Genomic DNA, 19,712 nt, shown 5'->3' with positions numbered 1-19,712 from the left:
TTCGAAGATTTTTAAAAAAAAACTTGGCTACAACTCCTACGTTAACTTTGGAAATGAATTTAAATAAATGAATTTGAATATTATAAAAATTTTGTTTGTCTATGTTTAACCTTGATTGGGTAGATAATAGAAATTCAAATCTTAAAACACTATAATTTTGAGGGTGATTGTACACCCATAAGGTGAGGTTGGTAATAAACACTCACTAAATGTAAATTACATATACAACGCGTGGGTTCACTTACTTTCATCAATAATTAATAGCAGATACTCTTTGATGTTAAAAGCAAGATAATGAGAACGTATATTTGTCTGAAATTCGTATTTCGGAATTGGAGTTCGTTTACAACAAAGTGAATTTGTGGGAAAACATTTTTCATCTATCTATATTCAACTTAAAATAAAAAATTAATAGAAATTTAATCCTCAAAACACTTTAATTTCATCCGCTATATGTCAGCTTATTAAAGAGTTTTATCGAATAGGTGAAAGCATAACATCTGTTATCCTTTCAATGGCTGTGACAGCCAACTTTACTAAATATTATTGATTATTCACTTTTATAAGTGATTTGATTAAAAAGGACAGATTTTCAATCAAAAGAAATAAAAAGGCAGCTAAGTTTGAAAGGACTCCTGCGCTATAGCCAGCCAAAAGCTTACGGCATAATGAAACAGAAAAACAAAAATAAAGTTATTTTTTTCTGTTTCACCCTTTGGGACTTAATCCGTTTCCTTTTGTCTCTGCACTGTCCTTTCCGATTTACTGCTTTCTTTTTCTCCTTTTTCTTTTGAAAACTAAATCTAAATAAAGATTTAGTTATTTTCAATTTCTTGTATATACATATAGTAAAATGCTTTTACATAAAAGCGTACAATTGTAATTACGTATTGATGTAAATATGTACATACATATAGCAAAATGCTTTTACATAAAAGCATACAATTTTAATAACATTTTTACGTAAGTATGTATAAACTTATTTAATCTTTTGTCTATCTATTTCTCTATTTGTAAAAGAAAATATGTATTAGCAAATGGCATTACATTCATTTGTAAGTACATATTAAGAATGATAAATATTTAGTCGAAAATAAGTTGTGATAATTTGTATTATAAAGTGAAATTAGACCAAAAATTTATTACAAACCTCATTCAAACTACAATCTTACTTTGTTTGATAATTATGATTGACTATTTTTTATTTTGACTTTTAGAAGAAATAGTAGATTAAACAACAGTTTTCAAAACCAATTAGTTTTATTTCAAATTAATTCGTTTTAACCAACAATTTTTTATGATCACAAGATCATGGCAAGTTGTGTTTTGAGGCACTCGAAATGAATTTCGTGCCTCAAAACGACTTGCTCTGCGAGGCTAGAAAATCTTCCGAAGTCAGGATTTTGTATAAATTTATCGGATTTTATTTTATAATTCTTACCATTATAAGTACTACTTTGTTGATTGTATGAAGAAGATTTCCAAAAATAAAAAGATCACCTTTTAATCTTCGAACTACTAATCTTGCATTTTATGCTAAAAGTTTATTTTCAAGTTATTTTTTATCCCAATACTCACAATGCTTATAATTAATTTTATTTCAGTTAATTTCTAACTATATTCTAAATTAGAATTATGAATATTCGTTTACTTTTATGGTCAAAAACGTATATCTAATAATTTATTTATTCCCTTATTTGAAGAATATACTTTGATATTTATATTTAGAAGCTCTTAAGAAGATTGTATTTTTATTGTTTTAAACTATGTAATTAATTTATTTATTAATCTTGATGTTAAAAAAAATCATAATTTTCACATCCACTTCTTCATATTAGCTTGAAGTCTAATATTTTCATTTACAGTAAGCAAACTAATTCTAAAATTTGGAGTTTTCTTAACTTCTTTTAGATGAGGATAAGTCACCCACATTACATTTTGAATAAGATCTTTGTTACCTGAATCAATTTTTTTATTAAAATCTTCAATTACTAAGTTTAAATTATGCTCCATTTCTGTCCTATTCATAGGAGAAGGCATTCCATATTTTTTATTATTCATTTTCGTTATTTGTTTCTGTTTCAAGATCATCTAAGCCATAAAAATTCACACTCATTGCAAGACTTCTAATCATTTCATTAATTGTTATTAAATTAACTCTTTTGTTTGGAGCATATCGAGCCTTTGTAATCTCTTTGCTCAAATACCTCAAGTCTTCTGATAAAATCACTCTTTCATTTATAATATTTTCTCCTAAAATATTTAATTCTCGCTCAAAGTCAATTCTTGAGTCTCTATTACCTTTTATGCTCTTAAACATTATTCGTTAATTATATTATAAACCAATTTTATGTTATTCTTATCAATTCTATGAGATACAGCATTATTTAATGCATGTCTTAAAATATATTGGTATCTTCCCATAATTCTATCTTCATTATAAAAACTACGACTTAAATATTTATCAGATTTTGTAACTTCAATTTTTGACAATGGGTAGCAATATTCGTCTATTAGCTGATTAAATGTTAGACAAAATTTATCATCTAATAATAATTCATTATTTAAATCATCTATTATATCTTGTATAGATGCAATATAATCTTCTTCCAAAAATACTTCTCCTGTAAGAATAACAGATTCTGGAATTGAATTTTGAATTTTTGAATAACATTGATTATATCCAATTTTATTGAGATTGATACTCATATCTAACAAATTTTTCTTGATAGTAAAATGTTTAATTTTGCTTATTTCATCTTCTAATTCTGGATTGTTAATTAAGCAATCTTGTATTAAAATAGGATTGTTAATTGAAATTTTCTTTAAAATGAATCCAGATAATTCCGTCGAAAAATTGGGTGTGTTAGAAATACAAGTTTTAATCAAATGCTCAATAACTAGAGGGGAATAATTTGATAATTCTTCCAAAATATATAAAGTTTTATCTCTGATAAAACTAACAGGATGATTTAAATGCCAAATAATGAAATTAATAATTAGTCCATTTGAGTTGTAATCGTCAAAACTCGAATCAAACCAAGAATATTTCTCTTTTACTTCACTATTAGACCTAACCATAAAATGAAAGTGTTCAGCAATTATTTTATATATCGTTTCAATTTGATTTTTGTTCAGTTTATCTTCTAAAAACCATATAATATCATCGCATATGTCCCAAGATTCATACTCGAATTGTAATATATTTTCTTTTAGATTTTTTATTACTGATTTATCGTTTGGGAAAAGTGATTTTAGTTTTTGTTTAGTTTTTTTATGAGAATTAGAATAATTATTCATCCAAATGCTTATCCTTTCTACCTTGAATGAATTTAGACCTTGATTTATATCCATTTCAATATCCGAGCTTGGATTTGAGTCATTAAATAAATCAAAATTATTTTTTTCTTTTATAGTGTTTTCACTTTTATTTCCAAGATCTTCATTTAGTCCCCAATTAATATTGTGATTTAGCAAATACCCTTGTAATCTTTTAACGTTGCTTATTGTTAGTTCTTTTCCTATTTCAATTAGTAAGCTTCTTCTATCGTCAATAGTAATTAAAGAATTAGAGATTAAGTCTGCAATACTCTCAGTTATTTTATCAATATTATCATCTTCTAGTTTTTCTATTTCATTTAAAATATTTGAAATTTGTCTACCAAAATAAGTTATATATCTAAAGTTATCATCATTGATAGTGAAAACTTCACATAATGCCCACTTCAAATAAGGATCAATTTCGGAATATCTTAGAATTTCTAAAATACCACTTTGTTCTACTATACTTCTCGCTCCTAAGCAATAACCATCTCCAACTCTAGGTGCATCAAACGAACTAATTTCAGCATTTCTAATTAATATTTTCGGAGGAGGTAAAGTTTCAAATTTATAATATTCTAAAGCCTCCTTTAATTTTTCATTTTTAATTAAGGCTCCTATAAAATTTTCTTTATTATCTTGAACATATCTCTGAAATGTCATTTCACCTGATGCATAATCTAAAATTGAAGCAAATTCTTGAAGAATGTTATTATTAGGAACTGATTTTAAATTTTTAAGAGTTGTATTAATTGGTGTTAATTGTGCCTCTTTATACCAGCTTGGTCCCATTGAAGTATTTAGTATTTCTTGAAATGCTGATTCTGATTCGGTTTTAAAATTTAAAATTCCATATACTTCATTAATTTTTAATAATTCTTCTGTTCTTTCCCATCTGTTTTGAACACCATTTATAATATGTTCTTGCCAGAGTTTAATTAATGGCAATATTTTGTTTTTGTCATATTGAATTAATATGAGTGACTGTATTATTTCTTGCAATGATTTTCGATAGCCTTCTGTATATAGTCCTATTTGATTAGGACATTTAAATTTTAAAGTTTCTAAAAATAACTCTAATCGATCATTGTCAAACTCATTAATTAACATTACTAATTTTGTATATAGTAATGGAAAAATTTGTTCAGGTAATTGATAGCTTCTTTCCCAATAACTTCTATAATCAAAAGTAAAATTAATACTTTTAATAATCTCTTGTATTTTTTCAATTATAAAACTTGATTTTTCTATAAGAAGTTCGGATGCTTTATAATAATATGCATTTCCTTCAATAAAATGAATTTCTTCAATTAACTTTAATAAATCTTTTTCCCAGGTATTATGAGACCATTTTTTATGACTTACATTAAATTCATTAGAATTATCAATAAACCCTAAACAATTATACTTTAAACATAGATTTTCATAGTTAAATCTCTCAAAATCAACACCATTTTTATTTCTTATTTCTATTTTTCGGTCAGTTGCTAAATACTCCTCTATAATAGATTTTAGTAACTCAGGTTTAGAGATGTTACTTAATAATGATAATATGATATTTGTAATAGAACTATTATGTTTTTGATAGCCAAAGTTTTCTACTAATAATTCAATATTCTTTGATAAGTTTTTTTCATTTATCTCTGTATAATAATTTGGTAAATTATAGTTATTTAATTCTTTTTTATAGATCAAAAGAGAAGTAGCATAAGTGTAAGCCCAAGTATCATTAATTTTTATCTCAGGAACTTGCATCATTTTTGGAATGTCCATGTTAATACCGAACCGCCTTAATAAATATGCATTATTCCATGCGCAACAATGATCTCTAACAAGTTGAATAGTTTTTTTATTTTGATTTTCCATTGATAGATCATTAGAAGAGTTCGGTATTTTTCTAAGTAAATCTAAATACTTTGAAAATATCATTTGTGAATCTCTTAATTCTTCATGATTAGATGACTCATTGCTGGAAAGGATCAAAGTTTGGGCTTTAAATACAAAGGTTTGAAAGCTAATACCTTCACCATTAAATCCATCATGTACAGATTTCCTATATTCTTTATCAATTGCTTCTTCTAAAATTGTTGCTTCCTCAAAAGCCTTGTTTTCATAAAATTGTTGTAGAAAATGAATAGCATCATTTGCCGATATCAACAACGTTTTTCTTCTTACAATATATTTAATAGCTTCTTTATACTTTTTGTTTGCTATTAATGCTAAAGTCATTTCATGAGCATACTCAATAAATACATTGTTATATCTGAAATCAATTCTTTGGAGTAATAGTAATAGCCTAATTACTTCAGTGGTAAGTCCTAAGTCTATTGATAAACTTATAGTGCTTTTTATGTCAGATACTACCAAATCCGGCTCTATATGATTAAATGCCATTTTATCACCCCAGTTTTGGTTGCAATTTTCAACTGCTTTTTCAGGGGAGTTTGATAATCCGTAGTGGTATAATATATTAGTTAATGAATAGTCAGAATTAGGATTAGTTTCACAGTAATTTACTATTAGATCATTACAGCTTTTCAATAATAACGGAACTTTACCTAATATGAATTCTTTAAATGAGTTGTGATAAATTTCTAATTTGTTATCGTTTTTTATTAAATAACTAATTTTGGGAAATACCGAATAAAATTCATTTTTTATTTCAGGACTAAGAATTTCAAAAAATTCTTTTTCATCAATAGTTTGTCTTAACTGAGATAAAAATAAACATATCCACAATTTGTTTTTGTCTTCATATATTTTGTCCCAAATAGAATTATAATAGTTTCCTATATTACCTCCAATATTGGGAATGTTATCTATCCATTCTTTTAATTCATCTTTATCATTGGAAATTTCAGAATTGTTTACATAATCTATCAAATAACGCATATAAAGGGGATGTCCTTCAGATTTGAGTGCTATTTTTTGAATATCTTCAAATTCTATTATAACCTCTTTTAATTCTTTTTGAATATATTGTTCACATTGACTTATGCTTAAAGGTGAAACAGAAATACTTTGTGTTGTACTAATATTATTTTTGATGTCACTAGGTAAAATCTCTTTTGAAATGCAAGACAGTACTATTTTAATATTTTCAGGAATATTCATTGATAGAATGCCCAAAAAACTATCAATGTTTTTAACTTCATCTAAACCATCAAGAAATAATAATCCTGTTGAATTATTATTAGAGAGATATTCACTTAAACCACTAATATTATAATTTAATGTTTCTATACGTTTTTCAAAAGATTCAGTTGTTTTAGGCGGAATATCTCCGGTTAATGCAATAGAAATAGTTTCTTCTAGCCAACTCAAAAAATATTCTTTTGATATTCTCAAGCTTTTGGGTTTATCATCATTTGGAACTTTAACAAAATATTTTCCTAATATTAATGTATCTTTTTCAGTAGGCGTATAAGATGCAATATTAAAAGTCTTGCCAGTACCAGGATTACCTTCTAGTAAAATCCAGTTTCCAGCTTCTTTTATGCTTTCATCTAATTTATTAAGAACATCATAATTGTAAGTGATATTCTTAATGTCATTGTTTAACTGTCTTGGAATATCATTTATTGATTCCTCTATATGGACTTCAATATTATTTTCTTGTAAAAAGGTTTCAAATTGATTGATTGAAATTGCCCCTAATTTATCATCAAGCTGACTTAAGATAATTCCTATAACTTTTCCGTTTGAAATCACTGGGGAGCCTGAAAGCCCATCATAGTTATAGTTTACATCAATTTCTTGACAATTTAATAAAATGTTGTAATTTTCATCATTTACTATTTGGTTAATAGTGCCATAAATTCTCAATCCTTCGGTTTCTCCCTGATATGGAAATCCAAATGACTCCCAAGTCTCATTAATTCGGATATTTGACTTTATTAATGGTAAATAGACAGTGTTATTATAATCACAGATTAATAGACAAATGTCACTTTGTTCATCAAAAGACAATACATTGCATTTACCAATTTTATTATTATTTAAAATTAATTCAATTTTGTCTTCTTCGATCTTCTCATCTATAATTACATGATAAGCTGTTAAAATGATGTTTGGGGCTATAAAGAATCCTGTTCCTTGTTCATTTTCTTTATATATTATTTTAACTACTGTTTTTTGAATTTGCTGAGGGGTTATTATTCTATTCATTTGAATTAAAGTCTATAGTGAGTGGTAGGTTATTACTTTCTATTATTTTATAATTATATTTTGTTTCAAAATTTTTGTTTTTAAAACATTCTATGGAATCTAATTTGTAATTGAAATAAAGATTTCGGGTAAACTTGGTTTTTCTGCATACTATTCTCGCAATTGTTTCATTATCTGGATGGTTATGAATTAATCCATTTGTTGAAAAAACAAATTTGTTCGAGTCAATATATTTTAGCAACTCGACACTAGTATTGTTTTTACTACCATGATGAGATACTTTTACTAGATCAAATTGCAATGGGAATTCTTCTTGTTTATAGTGTTTTTTTAAACTATTTATAATTACCGTTGGATGCGAATCAGCTAAAAAAAGTAACCTAGTATTCTTAAATTCGATTACAAATGAAATTGAGCTTCCATTTGTTGCTGTATCATCTTCCAAAAAAGGTTCATTTAAAAATTCTTCAATATTAAATGAAGTTCTTGAAGACACATTTTTTTTCTGTAATCGTTTTCTTTCTTTTTCTAATGATAGAATATATTCAAAGGCATCTTCATTAAAATCTGATAAATCTGAATCACTTGAAAACCCTTTTTTAAACAACTCTCTTTTCCAATATTTTTTTAATTCTTTTAGTTTGTCATTATTTGGAGAAAGGATTTTTATATAAATATCTTCTGATATATTAATTTCTAATTCATTATCTGTAGAAATTGCATTCTCATTAAACTCAAAATTCCATAAATGTTGGTATTTATGTATCAATGAGGCTAAAGTAGAGCCTTGTACAGCAGAAATATTTTTTTCAACTGTATTATTCTCTTCTTTTATTGTATAATTAATTTTTAAAGTAGAAAGTGGTTTACCCTTAAATATTAAATTATCATCAATATATTTTATATGTCGAAAGGAATTATGCCAAATGTTAGTAATTTCAATTATTGATTTTTTCTTATTTTCTTCTATGAACTTAATTATGCCCGATATATGATCATTATCAATATGTGTTACAATCAAATGTGAAATTTTTTTATTCTCCTTTGCAAGTGCCAAAAGTTTTGGTTTAATATAGTTCTTGTATGTGTCTACATAACCTCCATCAATTAATATAATAGTATCTTTTATTTCTAAAAGAAATGAATCTCCATTATTTGCTGGATAAATTGTTAGAACCATAATTACTAGTTTTAATATTTAATATATGATGCTTTACATTTTAGTTTAGGTTTAAGGATAATTTTTAATTATCCAATATTGTACTTAATTTCAAAAGTAAGTTTTTTTTGTTTCTCTGGAGGAGTTTCCAATAATTTCTTTTTTGTAATAAGCATATTAACCAAAAATGTTTGCATCGGGGCTTACAGTAACAATTTTTCCTGTATGCGTTATTTCAATTAATGTAATACGCCAAGCCAGCTTTTTAGGTCTAATTGTTGTTTATTAAAACTTCTATAGATTTTCTTTCTGAAAGTTATGTATAAAACTCAAACGCTATCATCCTTTTGAAAAATTTCACAAATGCCATTTGTCTGAGAATTTTTAGCCTTGATTTTCGTGTTATTGTTTTAAGCTACCCCAAAAAGGTAAATTTGATCCTGAACAGATCGCTTAAATATTAAAGGATTACGACCAAGGCACATACAGTATCGAATTGTTTAGAATCCAGGGAATAAGTAGTCTAACATTTTACAAATGGCGTAGTAAATATGGCGCTTTAAAATCCAGTGAATTAAAGCATTTAAAGCAGCTCGAAGAAGAAGCCAAGTATATTATCTAAAAAAAATCTTTAAAATCTTGCTAGAAAAAAGTTTTGATTGAAGAATTACAAAAAAACTACAATAAACACCAGCAGGGCGCGTAGGTTATTAAAAATCAGTCGTAGAAGTTTCATTTATTAAAATTAAGGTTTTATGCTTAACTTGTACTCTCAACTAAGTTAGTATATCTAGTACCTCTCATCCCACAAAAGACAAATGGTACCTTTGGAAGACAAAGAGTTCCATTTTTATTTATTCTTGAATCATATTATTTTCTTCTAAATTTTCTAAAGATAATCTCACATTTATTTCCACAATTATGGTTTTCCGTAATCGATAAAACTATTTTAAATTATCTTTACAGAAAACAAATTGTATTTAGTAGTAAATTTAACGAAATACCTATATAGATGTTTTTTACGAGACCAAATGTGGAGTATTTTCGCAAAATAATAATGTTATAACCAATACTGAAACAAACTTTATTCAGAAAAACAAACTTGAATTAAAATGCTTGATCAATCATTTTCTTATGAAAACTTTAGAATACTTCTAGATGTAGAAAACAGGAAAGGAAGATACCTTGAAGATAAAATATTTTTTGATTCTGATATCTTCAAAAAGTCACGAGAAATTTCTGATTTAATAATAAATAAAAATCAAGAAATCCGAATAGAAACTTCTAAAATTAAGTTAATTCATAATGTTGAAGATAGAGATTTTACTGTATTAAATAAACTAAATGAAGAAAAGGAAAAACTTAAAGAGGGGAGAGAAAAAATTCTGGAAGAAATATTAATTGAAATAGCAAGTAAAACAGATGTTCATAACTATGAGTTAAAAATTCACAAAGGACAAGTAAAATGGGGAAGTCAATTATATGAAATTGCGCATAATCCAGAAAATTATTTTGTTACAAAACAACTCCAAAGAAATATTTATAAAACATTTAAAGTAAAACAAGCTAGCAGAAAAATAATAATTGACCAATTAAGATTATTACTTGATGATGGATTTCCAAAAATTATTATAAGAACTGATATTAAAAAGTTTTATGAATCTATACCTCACAAAGAACTTTTAGAAAAAATTGAAGAAAACAGTTTACTAAGTTATCCATCAAAAAAAATTATTAGAAGCGTATTAAATCAATATTGGAAAATTTTAATTGCAGATGGTATAAAAACCATAAATGATGAAAGAATGGGAATACCTAGAGGTATTAGTTTTAGTGCGTATCTTTCAGAATTATACTTAAGAGATTTTGACAATAAAATTAAATCTATAGAGAATGTAACTTATTACTCAAGATATGTCGATGATATTATAATGATTATAACTCCTGATCACAGAAATAAATATCAAAACGTTGATATTTTAAAAGATGAAATCAAAAATATATTATTTGAAAAATCTAAGCTAAACATAAATACTTCAAAGACAATCGTATTAGATCTTACTATAGAGAATAAAAACAGAACTAATTCAGAAACTTATGATTTAACTTATCTTGGTTATAAATTTGGAATTTCGTACAGCAAAAAAAAAGTATTACAAAAAAACTGTACTTACAAGGAAGTTATCACAAAAGATAAACTTCAAATTTATATGTCTGATGATAAACTCCAAAGATTTAAAAATAAAATAGATGCTGCATTTTCAGATTATGACACATTGATAGTAAAGTATGCAACAGAAAAAAATGCAACAGAAAGAATGCTTTTAAAAAGAATTAAGTTTTTAACCAGTAATCATCAATTATTTAGAAGAAAGAGTAATGTTTTTATTGGTATTTATTTTTCAAATGAATTCTTAACGAAACCTTTTTCAGATTTAGTTGAATTAGATAAATATTTAAAAACTAAAATTTTGGCTTTACCAACAACTACGAATAACAAACTTATCAATAAATTAAAAATACTTTCGTTTATTGAAGGATTTGAGAAGAAAAGTATTGTAAGGTTTATTACTGATTCTTTTAAAAATGATAAAATGCTTAGCATCTGGAAGAACCTATAGAAAATGAAAAAAAAGATTCCAATTACATATTCAAAAGAACGAGTTGTTTTATCAGACATTTTGCCTTATGAAACTCCTGTAACTTTTTCAAACAGATATTTCTATAAGTTTCTTATAAAAAGAAATAAATATAATAATAGAATTCAAAAACTAAAAGGTAAAAAGAAAGACGACTTTGAGAAGAAACATAAAAAAGCACATTCTGAAATAGAATCAATAATGTTTGGAGTTAAAGAAAAAACAAAACCTTTTAATTTTAATATAACTCACAAAGAGAATGACTTTAGACAATTGTCTATTATTCATCCTGTCAATCAATTTAATATGGTGGATTTTTATGAAAAATATAAAAATCTAATTACATATTATTGTTCTTTAAGTCCTTTTTCAATAAGAAAACCATTTAAAGTTGCAAATTTTACATTTTATAACGATGTGTTGCATAAAAAAAATGAAGACAAAGACTTACATCATTCTCAAATCGAACAAGATGATAGTGAATACGAAAATCTAAAATCATTTTTTACATATCGAAAGTATAGTAATATTCACAAATTCTTTGAATCTTATCAATTTCATAGAAGTGAAAAAAAATACAACAAACTTTTAAAAATTGATGTTACAAAATGTTTTGACAGCATATATACCCATACTTTACCATGGGCATTATTTAATAAAAATATTATTAAAACAAATATAGATCCTTCACTTTCAACATTTGGTGGAGAATTTGATCGTCTAATGCAGGATCTTAATGCAAATGAAACTAATGGCATCATAATAGGACCAGAATTTTCTAGAATCTTTGCTGAGTTGATTCTTCAACAAATTGATATAAATATTTACACAAAGCTAAAAACAAATGACATCAATGGTAAAAATATAATTCATAAAGTTGATTATGAGATTTTTAGATATGTTGATGATTATTTTATTTTTTATAATAATGATAGTGATATTGAAAGAATAAAAGAAACCTTTAAATTGGCATTAAAGGAATTTAAAATGTATTTAAATAATGAAAAATCAATAGTATATTCTAAACCTATCATTACTGAGATTAGTATTGCTAAACAAAAAATTAATGATCTTTTTAATAATCATTTAATTTTAAAAGAAAAAGAGAAAGAAGTTTTACAAGAAGAAGCGGAAAGAACTTCTATTCTTTATTTTAGTTCAAATAATGTTATTACTCGATTCAAATCAATAATTAAAGAATCGAATGTGGAATATAAAGATATAATGAATTATTCTTTAGCAGTATTGGATAACAAAACAAATAAGCTAATAAGAAAATATAAAAGTCTTGAAGGAGATATTTCAACTAAAATTAAAAAAGAATTTGAAAAAGGTTTATTAGAAATATTAGACGTAACATTCTTTTTATATTCAGTTTCTCCTAAAGTTAACTCAACCATAAAAGTCTGTTTAATTATAGACAAAATTGTTTGTTTTTTGAATAAAAATAAAACAAATAACTATAAAGAGCCTTTTCCCCCAAGTGCTAAACATAATATATTTAAAAAGATTTCCGATGAAATAAACTTAGTGTTAAACAAAAACTACTGTAAAGATGAAACTCAGATTGAATCACTTTATTTACTAATAGCTTTAAGTCAATTAGGAAGAGAATACAGATTAAATTTCAAAGTCCTTTGTAAATATTTTAATATAACCATAGATAAAGACAGTTCTCTACATTTCAATAACGACTTAAATTATTTTTCTATTACAGTTTTGCTTTTTTTAAGAAAAAAGTTAATAAAGTCCAATGTGGCTAATAAAGAGTAGTTTACGAGGTAGGAAATCGTATCAGGTAACGATTTAGTAATGGTACTATTTGCATTAATTTTCTATTTTTTTCCTTGTAAATCATTACAAAAATACAAAAAATAGGTTAAGGGATGCTTATATTTTTATACTATTTTATACTTATACAATGCCTACTTATTTTTCTATTTAGCAGTATAAAACTTAAATTATTAATAGGCAAATCAAAAAAACCTTTCCCCTGTTGCCCCCAAGTTGGGAAAGATTGTCATTTATTATACTAATGTTTGTTATTTAATTAGGGAAAACCAGCCTAGAGGCACTGTTAATCCTTATAAAATTACAAGCTATGAAATACTTTCTGCAAAACATCCTTTTAGAGATACACAACAAGGAGAATAAGATTTCAGCACAAAGCAAAAGGTTGATTGATGAGGCTTATGAAATGACTTTGTATCTCCAAGACCTTTTATTTTCGGTCAAGAAATACATTATTGAAGAAGGATTTAAAAACGATGCGGAAGAGATACATTTCTTCCATACCATAAAGCCACAAATACTCGGTAAGCTCATTTTTTATAATAAAGTTTATAGAATAGAAACAACTTGCCCAGTAAGCAATGGAAAAATGTATTACAGTTACTTTTCCACACAGTTTGCAAACCTGAAACGGGAGTATATTGAGCATATTTGTAATTCCGATTTTTACAGGTATTACCGCTCGGGACGAACAGACCGTGATGATACTTATTTCAAACGTGGAAATATAAACTACCAGGATGGGCTTAACAGTATTGTGTTTGAAATAGATCCGGCATTCTCGACTTTTTTCGATTACAAAATTGCAAGGATTATCGCTAATGAATTGCTCTATTCATACTTGCTTACAAAAATCAATCCTGATGAAGGTCCTGATATGATTTTGCAAAAGCAGGAAAGCTCCAAAGATATATTTTGGACAGACAGCAAAAATGCTCTCATTGAATTAGTGTATGCACTTCACGCTTCAGGTGTAATTTCTCACGGTAAAATCGGTATCCGAAAAATAAGCCTTATGTTTCAGATACTTTTCCATATCCCACTTGGTGACCTGCATCATTCTTTCCACCGTATGAAAACAAGGGCAGGTTCCCGAACGGCATTTTTAGACCAGCTCAAAATATCCCTCGAAGAATATATGGATAAAGACCTTTAGCGACTTCAAAGCAATAATTTAAAAGCAGTACACAAAATGTACTGCTTTTTCTTTGCCCATATCTGCCAATCGGCAAATGCTCTCAAAACTTCACTACAAAATATCCAAAATCCCCTAAAACCCTTATTAAACAAGGGTTTTTCCTAATTGTAAAAATTTTCAAAAAACCGCCAAACCAATTGGCAAGGCTTGGCAGACAAACACTACCACCTTTCACAATTTTGCATAGTGAACTTTAAAAAGCTGTGCAATGAAAATAATAACCATTGAAGAAGAAGCGTGGCAACAGCTCAACAGCCGTATCAATGCCATTGCCGACTATCTGAAAAGACAGGAAGATAAAAGTTATGATGACCTGTGGCTCAATAACCACGAGGTATGTCAATACCTGCACATCAGCGAAAAGACCTTATGGCGTATGCGAACCAAAGGCGAGATTGCTTATTCAAAAATCTACGGTCAGTATTTCTACACCATTGGGGCTATCAAAGATATGCTCAATGCAAATGCTATACAGAGCAGTGATGAATTTGTACAGGAGCTTATGGCAAAAAGCAAAAGCTATATCGAAAAAGGCAGAAAGTTAAAGACAGATAAAAAATAGGTATGAACCCTTAAAAGTATATCCCTATGAATATTGACAGAATGGAATTTTTGGCGTGGATGGAACGCTTGATGGGTCGCCTTGATATGCTGGGCGATAATATAGACGAGTTGCAAAAGAAACGCAACAGCATAGATGGCGAGGAACTGCTCGATAATCAGGATTTGCTCCAAATGCTGAAAATAAGCAACCGCTCTCTGCAACGGTATCGCTCCATTGGCAAACTACCTTATTATACGATAAGTGGAAAATTGTATTACAAGCTATCTGATGTACATCAGTTCATAAGAGAGAGCTTTAACCCTCCCTCAAAATGAACGCCAATGAAAGACAATGAAAGACAAAGACTGCCATTGAGTGCCACTTGATGCAATGCAGTAACCGCTTGTTTTACTTTAGGCATCGAACTTTAAATTTTTCAGACTATGAGCGAAGAAACCACAAACAAACAGGAAATGCCCGAACAACTATCGGACATCTTATTGGTGCTGGATAAAGAAAAAATGAAAATCCAAGCCGTAAAGAGCATAGACGAGAACGGGAAAATGGAAACCGTTGACCCCACGAAGAAAAACCAAAACCAGTTTATGCGTGTGGATAAAAGCGGCGATTTCTTTTCCAACTTCTTCTCCAATTTTTTCAGCCAATTGAAGAACCCAACCAATTTTTCATTCTTCAAAGTGCCTGCACCTATCGCAGTTGAAAAAGCACAGGAAATGCAAAAGCAGGTAGATAAGCCTACTCCCGAAGGCGAAAAAGTAATGAAAGAACACGAAGTAAAAATCGAACAGAAACAAGAAAATCAAAAAGATATGGCAACAACACAAACAACACCTGAAAAAAGCGAATACCGCTATAAGCCGGAGCAGATTGATTGGGATACAATGAACAATCTCGGATTAAGTAAGGAATACCTTGAAAAAAGGAACCTCCTTGAACCTTTATTGAAAGGCTATAAAACCAATGAACTCTTACCGATAGGCGTTAACCTCGGCGGTACTATCCTCCGCACGGATGCCCGTTTGTCTTTACAGCAAGCCGAAGATGGAAAAGTTGTAGTAGGAATACACGGCATCAAAAAAGAACCTAATCTCCACTCTGAATTTTTCGGACACAAATTTACGGATGAAGACAAGAAAAACCTGCTCGAAACGGGTAATATGGGTCGTGTGGTTGATTTGAAAAATACCAAAACAGGCGAACTAATGCCATCCATTATTAGTATAGACAGGCTGACGAACGATGTAATTGCATTGCGGACGGACTTTATAAAAATTCCCGATGAAATTAAGGGTGTAAAATTGGACGATGCTCAAAAGCAAACCTTAATGGAGGGCAAACCGCTAAAGTTAGATGGTATGATTTCTACCAAAGGAACTGAATTTTCGGCAACGGTACAGTTCAATGCGGACAAGCGTTATGTTGAGTTCCTGTTTGACCGCAATAACTCTAATAGGCAAACGCAAAGTAACGGGCAGAACAATCAACAAAGCAACGGACAAAGTAATCAGCAAAGCCAACCGCAGGAAGCTCCAAAAACTTTCAGGGGTAAAGAACTGACCGATGAGCAACACAAGGATTTCAAAGCCGGGCAAACCGTTTACATTGACGGATTGAAAGATAAGAAAGGGCAACCGTATCAAGGTTATATCACATTCAACAAGGAAACCGGAAAAACTGATTTTGCCTTTCCAAGCCAAGTTAAGGCACAGGCAAAACCTGCCGAAGCCCATAAAACACAAACCGCCGTCAATTCGGAGGGCAAGACCAACGAGGCGACCAAGAATATCAACGAGCCTTTGAAGTCGGGACAGCAAAGACCGAAAAACAAACAACAGCAGGAACAACAGGAACAACCCGAAACACCTGCAAAATCCAAAGGCAGAAAAATGTAAAATATGAAAACAATCATTGCAGAAAAACCAAGCGTAGCAAGGGAAATAGCCGGACTTGTGGGAGCATCTGATAAAAAGGACGGCTACCTGACAGGTAACGGCTATTTTGTTACGTGGGCATTCGGTCATTTGATAGGATTGGGAATGCCCGAAGATTACGGAATTTCGGGATTTGACAAAACAGCTTTGCCGATACTTCCCAAACCTTTTTTATTGACCGTCCGGAAAGTAAAAAAGGACAAAGGTTATACAGCCGATACAGGAGCGTTAAAGCAACTGAAAGTCATTGAACAGCTTTTTAACCGTAGCAGCAGTATCATTGTTGCTACCGATGCAGGACGTGAGGGCGAATTGATATTTCGCTATATCTACGAATACCTCAAATGCAACAAGCCCTTTGAACGCCTTTGGATTAGTTCGCTTACCGAAAAAGCCATAAAACAAGGTTTTGATAATCTAAAAGACGGCAAAGAATTTGACGGATTGCATCAGGCGGCACAAGGCAGAAGCCGAGCCGATTGGCTTGTGGGCATTAATGCTACGCAGGCATTAAGCATAGCCGCAGGAAATGGCATCTATTCGCTCGGAAGAGTGCAAACACCCACACTGGCTTTGATATGCAAACGCTATCTGGAAAACAAGAATTTCTCAATAAAGAAGTATTGGCAGATACAGTTATCGCACAACAAAGAACTGATAGATTTTAAATGCCTTTCCAAAACCAAATGGGAAGACCAAAAACTTGCCGATGATACGTTGAAAGCCATTCAGCGAAGCGAAACGGCAACAATTATATCTGTAGAAACCAAAAGTGTTACTGAACACCCGCCTTTATTGTTCGACCTTACCGGATTGCAAAAGGAAGCCAATAAAAAATTGAACCTTTCTGCCGAAGAAACCCTCAATATTGCTCAAAGCCTTTACGAAAAGAAGTTTATCACTTACCCACGTACCGGAAGCAAATACATCCCTGAAGATATGTGGGCAGAAATTTCCAACCTCGTGAGGGCTTTGCAGGATAGGGAAACCTGCAAGCAAGCTGTATCAAAAATGAAATGGGGACGTTTCAATAAACGTATCGTGAACGATTTGCGTGTTACCGACCACCACGGACTATTGATTACAGATAAAATCCCGTCAGCACTGAACGCAAAGGAAAATGCCGTTTATGATATGATTGCCTTTCGATTGCTCGAAGCCCTTTCACAAGCCTGTATCAAGGAGATAACCGATGTCGGTTTACAGGTATTGCATTACGATTTTACGGCAAAAGGCTGTAAGATTATAGAAGCTGGCTGGCGTTCCGTTAAGGGAAGTTTTACGAACGATGATACCGAACCGGTACAGGATTTACCCGAACTGAAAAAAGGCGATGAACTCAAAATAAAAGAAGCCACCGTTCTCGAAAAGAAAACCAAACCGCCTGTGCTTTATACCGAAGCAGGGCTTTTGTCGGCAATGGAAACTGCCGGAAAGGAAATCGAAAATGAAGACGAACGCAAGGCTTTACAAAATATCGGCATCGGTACTCCGGCTACAAGAGCCGCAATAATCGAAACCCTGTTTACCCGTAACTATATCCAACGGGAAAAGAAATCCTTAATCCCTACCGAAAAGGGATTGCAAGTGTATGAATTGGTTAAAGAACGGAAAATTGCGGACGTGGCAATGACTGCCGAATGGGAACTCGCATTGCAGAAAATCGAAAACAACGAAACTGATGCAGGGGCATTTCAAAAGGCAATGGAACATTACGCTTCAACTATTACCAATGAATTGCTGCAAACTTCCATTGCCCAAAACAACCTGCCCAAATTGGTTTGCCCGAAATGCAAAAGCCAGCAACTCATTATCCGTGATAAAATCGTGAAGTGTCCTGATGAGGCTTGTAATTGGGTACAGTTTCGTAATGTGTGTGGTGTACAAATCGGCATAGCCGATATTGAAAGCCTTATCAATAAAAAGAAAACTTCACTCATCAAAGGAATGAAAAGCAAGGCAGGTAAAAAATTCGATGCGTATATCGTATTGAAAGAGGATTGTACAACCTCTTTTGAGTTTGATAAAAATAAAAGATACAAAAAGTAATGGAAAATAGACCCATCATTATCAGCAAGGAAATCAGAAACCTGATTTATACCATACGTGACAAGCAAGTGATGTTAGATAGCGACCTCGCTGCTTTATATCAGGTAGAAACAAAGAACCTTAACAAAGCCGTAAAAAGAAATATAGACAGGTTTCCTGCTTCTTTCTGCTTTCAACTGACCGAAGAGGAAGTTGAAAACTTGAGGTTCCAAATTGGAACCTCAAGTTTGAGTTACGGCGGAAGACGTTATCTGCCCTACGTTTTTACCGAACAAGGAGTTGCAATGGCTTCTGCCATACTCCGTTCAGATATTGCCGTTAAAGTCAGTGTTGAAATTATGGAAGCGTTCGTTGAAATGCGGCGAATGCTTATCAGTAATGCCTCTTTATTTCATCGTTTAGATAATATTGAACTGAAACAATTAGAAGCTGACCAAAAATTTGAAGAGATTTTTAAAGCTATGGAAAGCGACAAACTCCAAAGCGAAAAAGGTGTCTTTTATAACGGGCAGGTTTTTGATGCCTACGCCTTTGTTTCCGATATTATCCGAAGTGCCAAAAGCTCCATTATCCTTTTGGATAACTATGTGGATGATACGGTATTGACCTTATTGGGAAAACGAAACACGAATGTAACCGCAACAATCTATACTAAAAGCATCAGCAACCAGCTACGGCTGGATGTGCAACGGTACAACAACCAATATCCTCCCATTGAGATAGAGATTTTTTCCGATGCTCACGACCGCTTTTTAATTATTGACAATGTGGAACTTTACCATATCGGCGCATCACTCAAAGACCTGGGCAAAAAATGGTTTGCCTTTTCGAGAATGGATATTGAGGTGGGCAGAATGCTCAAAATCTTAAACCAACAATAAACCCTCTAATT

At 30.3% G+C, this 19,712-nt stretch carries 13 protein-coding genes; 9 read left to right on the top strand and 4 right to left on the bottom strand.

Annotated elements, in window-relative coordinates; all coding sequences use genetic code 11:
* Window positions 1-1,815: 1,815 nt before the first annotated feature.
* Genes H277_RS0118145 through avs1a form a run of 4 tightly spaced genes read right to left on the bottom strand, consistent with a single transcriptional unit; the run spans window position 1,816 to window position 8,668 of the window.
* Entirely contained in the window at window positions 1,816-2,061 is a 246-nt protein-coding gene (locus H277_RS0118145; protein ID WP_019977052.1) for a hypothetical protein, read from the bottom strand.
* Window positions 2,054-2,320: a hypothetical protein gene (locus H277_RS0118140; RefSeq protein ID WP_019977051.1), complete on the bottom strand. Its 267-nt coding sequence runs from the start codon at window positions 2,318-2,320 to the stop codon at window positions 2,054-2,056. The genes H277_RS0118145 and H277_RS0118140 overlap by 8 nt, the downstream gene beginning before the upstream one ends.
* Window positions 2,320-7,488, bottom strand: a complete 5,169-nt coding sequence (locus H277_RS0118135; protein WP_019977050.1) for a serine protease — start codon at window positions 7,486-7,488, stop codon at window positions 2,320-2,322. Before H277_RS0118135 ends, H277_RS0118140 begins: the two co-directional genes overlap by 1 nt.
* A complete protein-coding gene (gene avs1a / locus H277_RS19405) occupies window positions 7,481-8,668 on the bottom strand; it encodes an AVAST type 1 anti-phage system MBL fold metallo-hydrolase Avs1a (RefSeq protein WP_019977049.1) in 1,188 nt (395 codons plus the stop codon). The genes H277_RS0118135 and avs1a overlap by 8 nt, the downstream gene beginning before the upstream one ends.
* A 436-nt stretch (window positions 8,669-9,104) precedes the next feature.
* Between avs1a and H277_RS20645 the strand changes: the two genes are divergently transcribed.
* From H277_RS20645 to H277_RS0118085, 9 genes are all read left to right on the top strand, one after another.
* The gene (locus tag H277_RS20645) at window positions 9,105-9,269 is read left to right on the top strand and encodes a transposase (protein WP_146810815.1); all 165 of its coding nucleotides are present in this window, start codon (window positions 9,105-9,107) and stop codon (window positions 9,267-9,269) included.
* 490 nt (window positions 9,270-9,759) lie between these two features.
* On the top strand, window positions 9,760-11,268 hold the full coding sequence (drt3a, locus tag H277_RS0118120) for an antiviral reverse transcriptase Drt3a (RefSeq protein WP_019977047.1): 1,509 nt from the start codon (window positions 9,760-9,762) through the stop codon (window positions 11,266-11,268).
* A gap of 3 nt (window positions 11,269-11,271) precedes the next feature.
* Window positions 11,272-13,059, top strand: coding sequence for an antiviral reverse transcriptase Drt3b (gene drt3b, locus H277_RS0118115; RefSeq protein ID WP_019977046.1), 1,788 nt, complete (start codon window positions 11,272-11,274; stop codon window positions 13,057-13,059).
* A gap of 328 nt (window positions 13,060-13,387) precedes the next feature.
* Complete coding sequence (locus H277_RS0118110) at window positions 13,388-14,233, top strand: RteC domain-containing protein (RefSeq protein ID WP_019977045.1); 846 nt, start codon at window positions 13,388-13,390, stop codon at window positions 14,231-14,233.
* A 250-nt stretch (window positions 14,234-14,483) separates the two neighbouring features.
* On the top strand, window positions 14,484-14,837 hold the full coding sequence (locus H277_RS0118105; protein WP_019977044.1) for a helix-turn-helix domain-containing protein: 354 nt from the start codon (window positions 14,484-14,486) through the stop codon (window positions 14,835-14,837).
* Between the two features lie 26 nt (window positions 14,838-14,863).
* Entirely contained in the window at window positions 14,864-15,154 is a 291-nt protein-coding gene (locus H277_RS20085; RefSeq protein ID WP_074745793.1) for a helix-turn-helix domain-containing protein, read from the top strand.
* A 108-nt stretch (window positions 15,155-15,262) separates the two neighbouring features.
* On the top strand, window positions 15,263-16,732 hold the full coding sequence (locus H277_RS0118095) for a DUF3945 domain-containing protein (protein ID WP_019977042.1): 1,470 nt from the start codon (window positions 15,263-15,265) through the stop codon (window positions 16,730-16,732).
* A gap of 3 nt (window positions 16,733-16,735) precedes the next feature.
* Complete coding sequence (locus H277_RS0118090) at window positions 16,736-18,820, top strand: type IA DNA topoisomerase (protein ID WP_019977041.1); 2,085 nt, start codon at window positions 16,736-16,738, stop codon at window positions 18,818-18,820.
* Complete coding sequence (locus tag H277_RS0118085) at window positions 18,820-19,701, top strand: ORF6N domain-containing protein (protein ID WP_019977040.1); 882 nt, start codon at window positions 18,820-18,822, stop codon at window positions 19,699-19,701. Before H277_RS0118090 ends, H277_RS0118085 begins: the two co-directional genes overlap by 1 nt.
* The last annotated feature ends 11 nt before the right edge of the window (window positions 19,702-19,712 follow it).

Origin of the sequence: Empedobacter brevis NBRC 14943 = ATCC 43319, from assembly GCF_000382425.1 — a bacterium.
Lineage (GTDB): Bacteria > Bacteroidota > Bacteroidia > Flavobacteriales > Weeksellaceae > Empedobacter > Empedobacter brevis.
The sequence above is the reverse complement of the archived record's forward strand: the minus strand, read 5'-3'. Positions and strand labels throughout refer to the sequence as shown.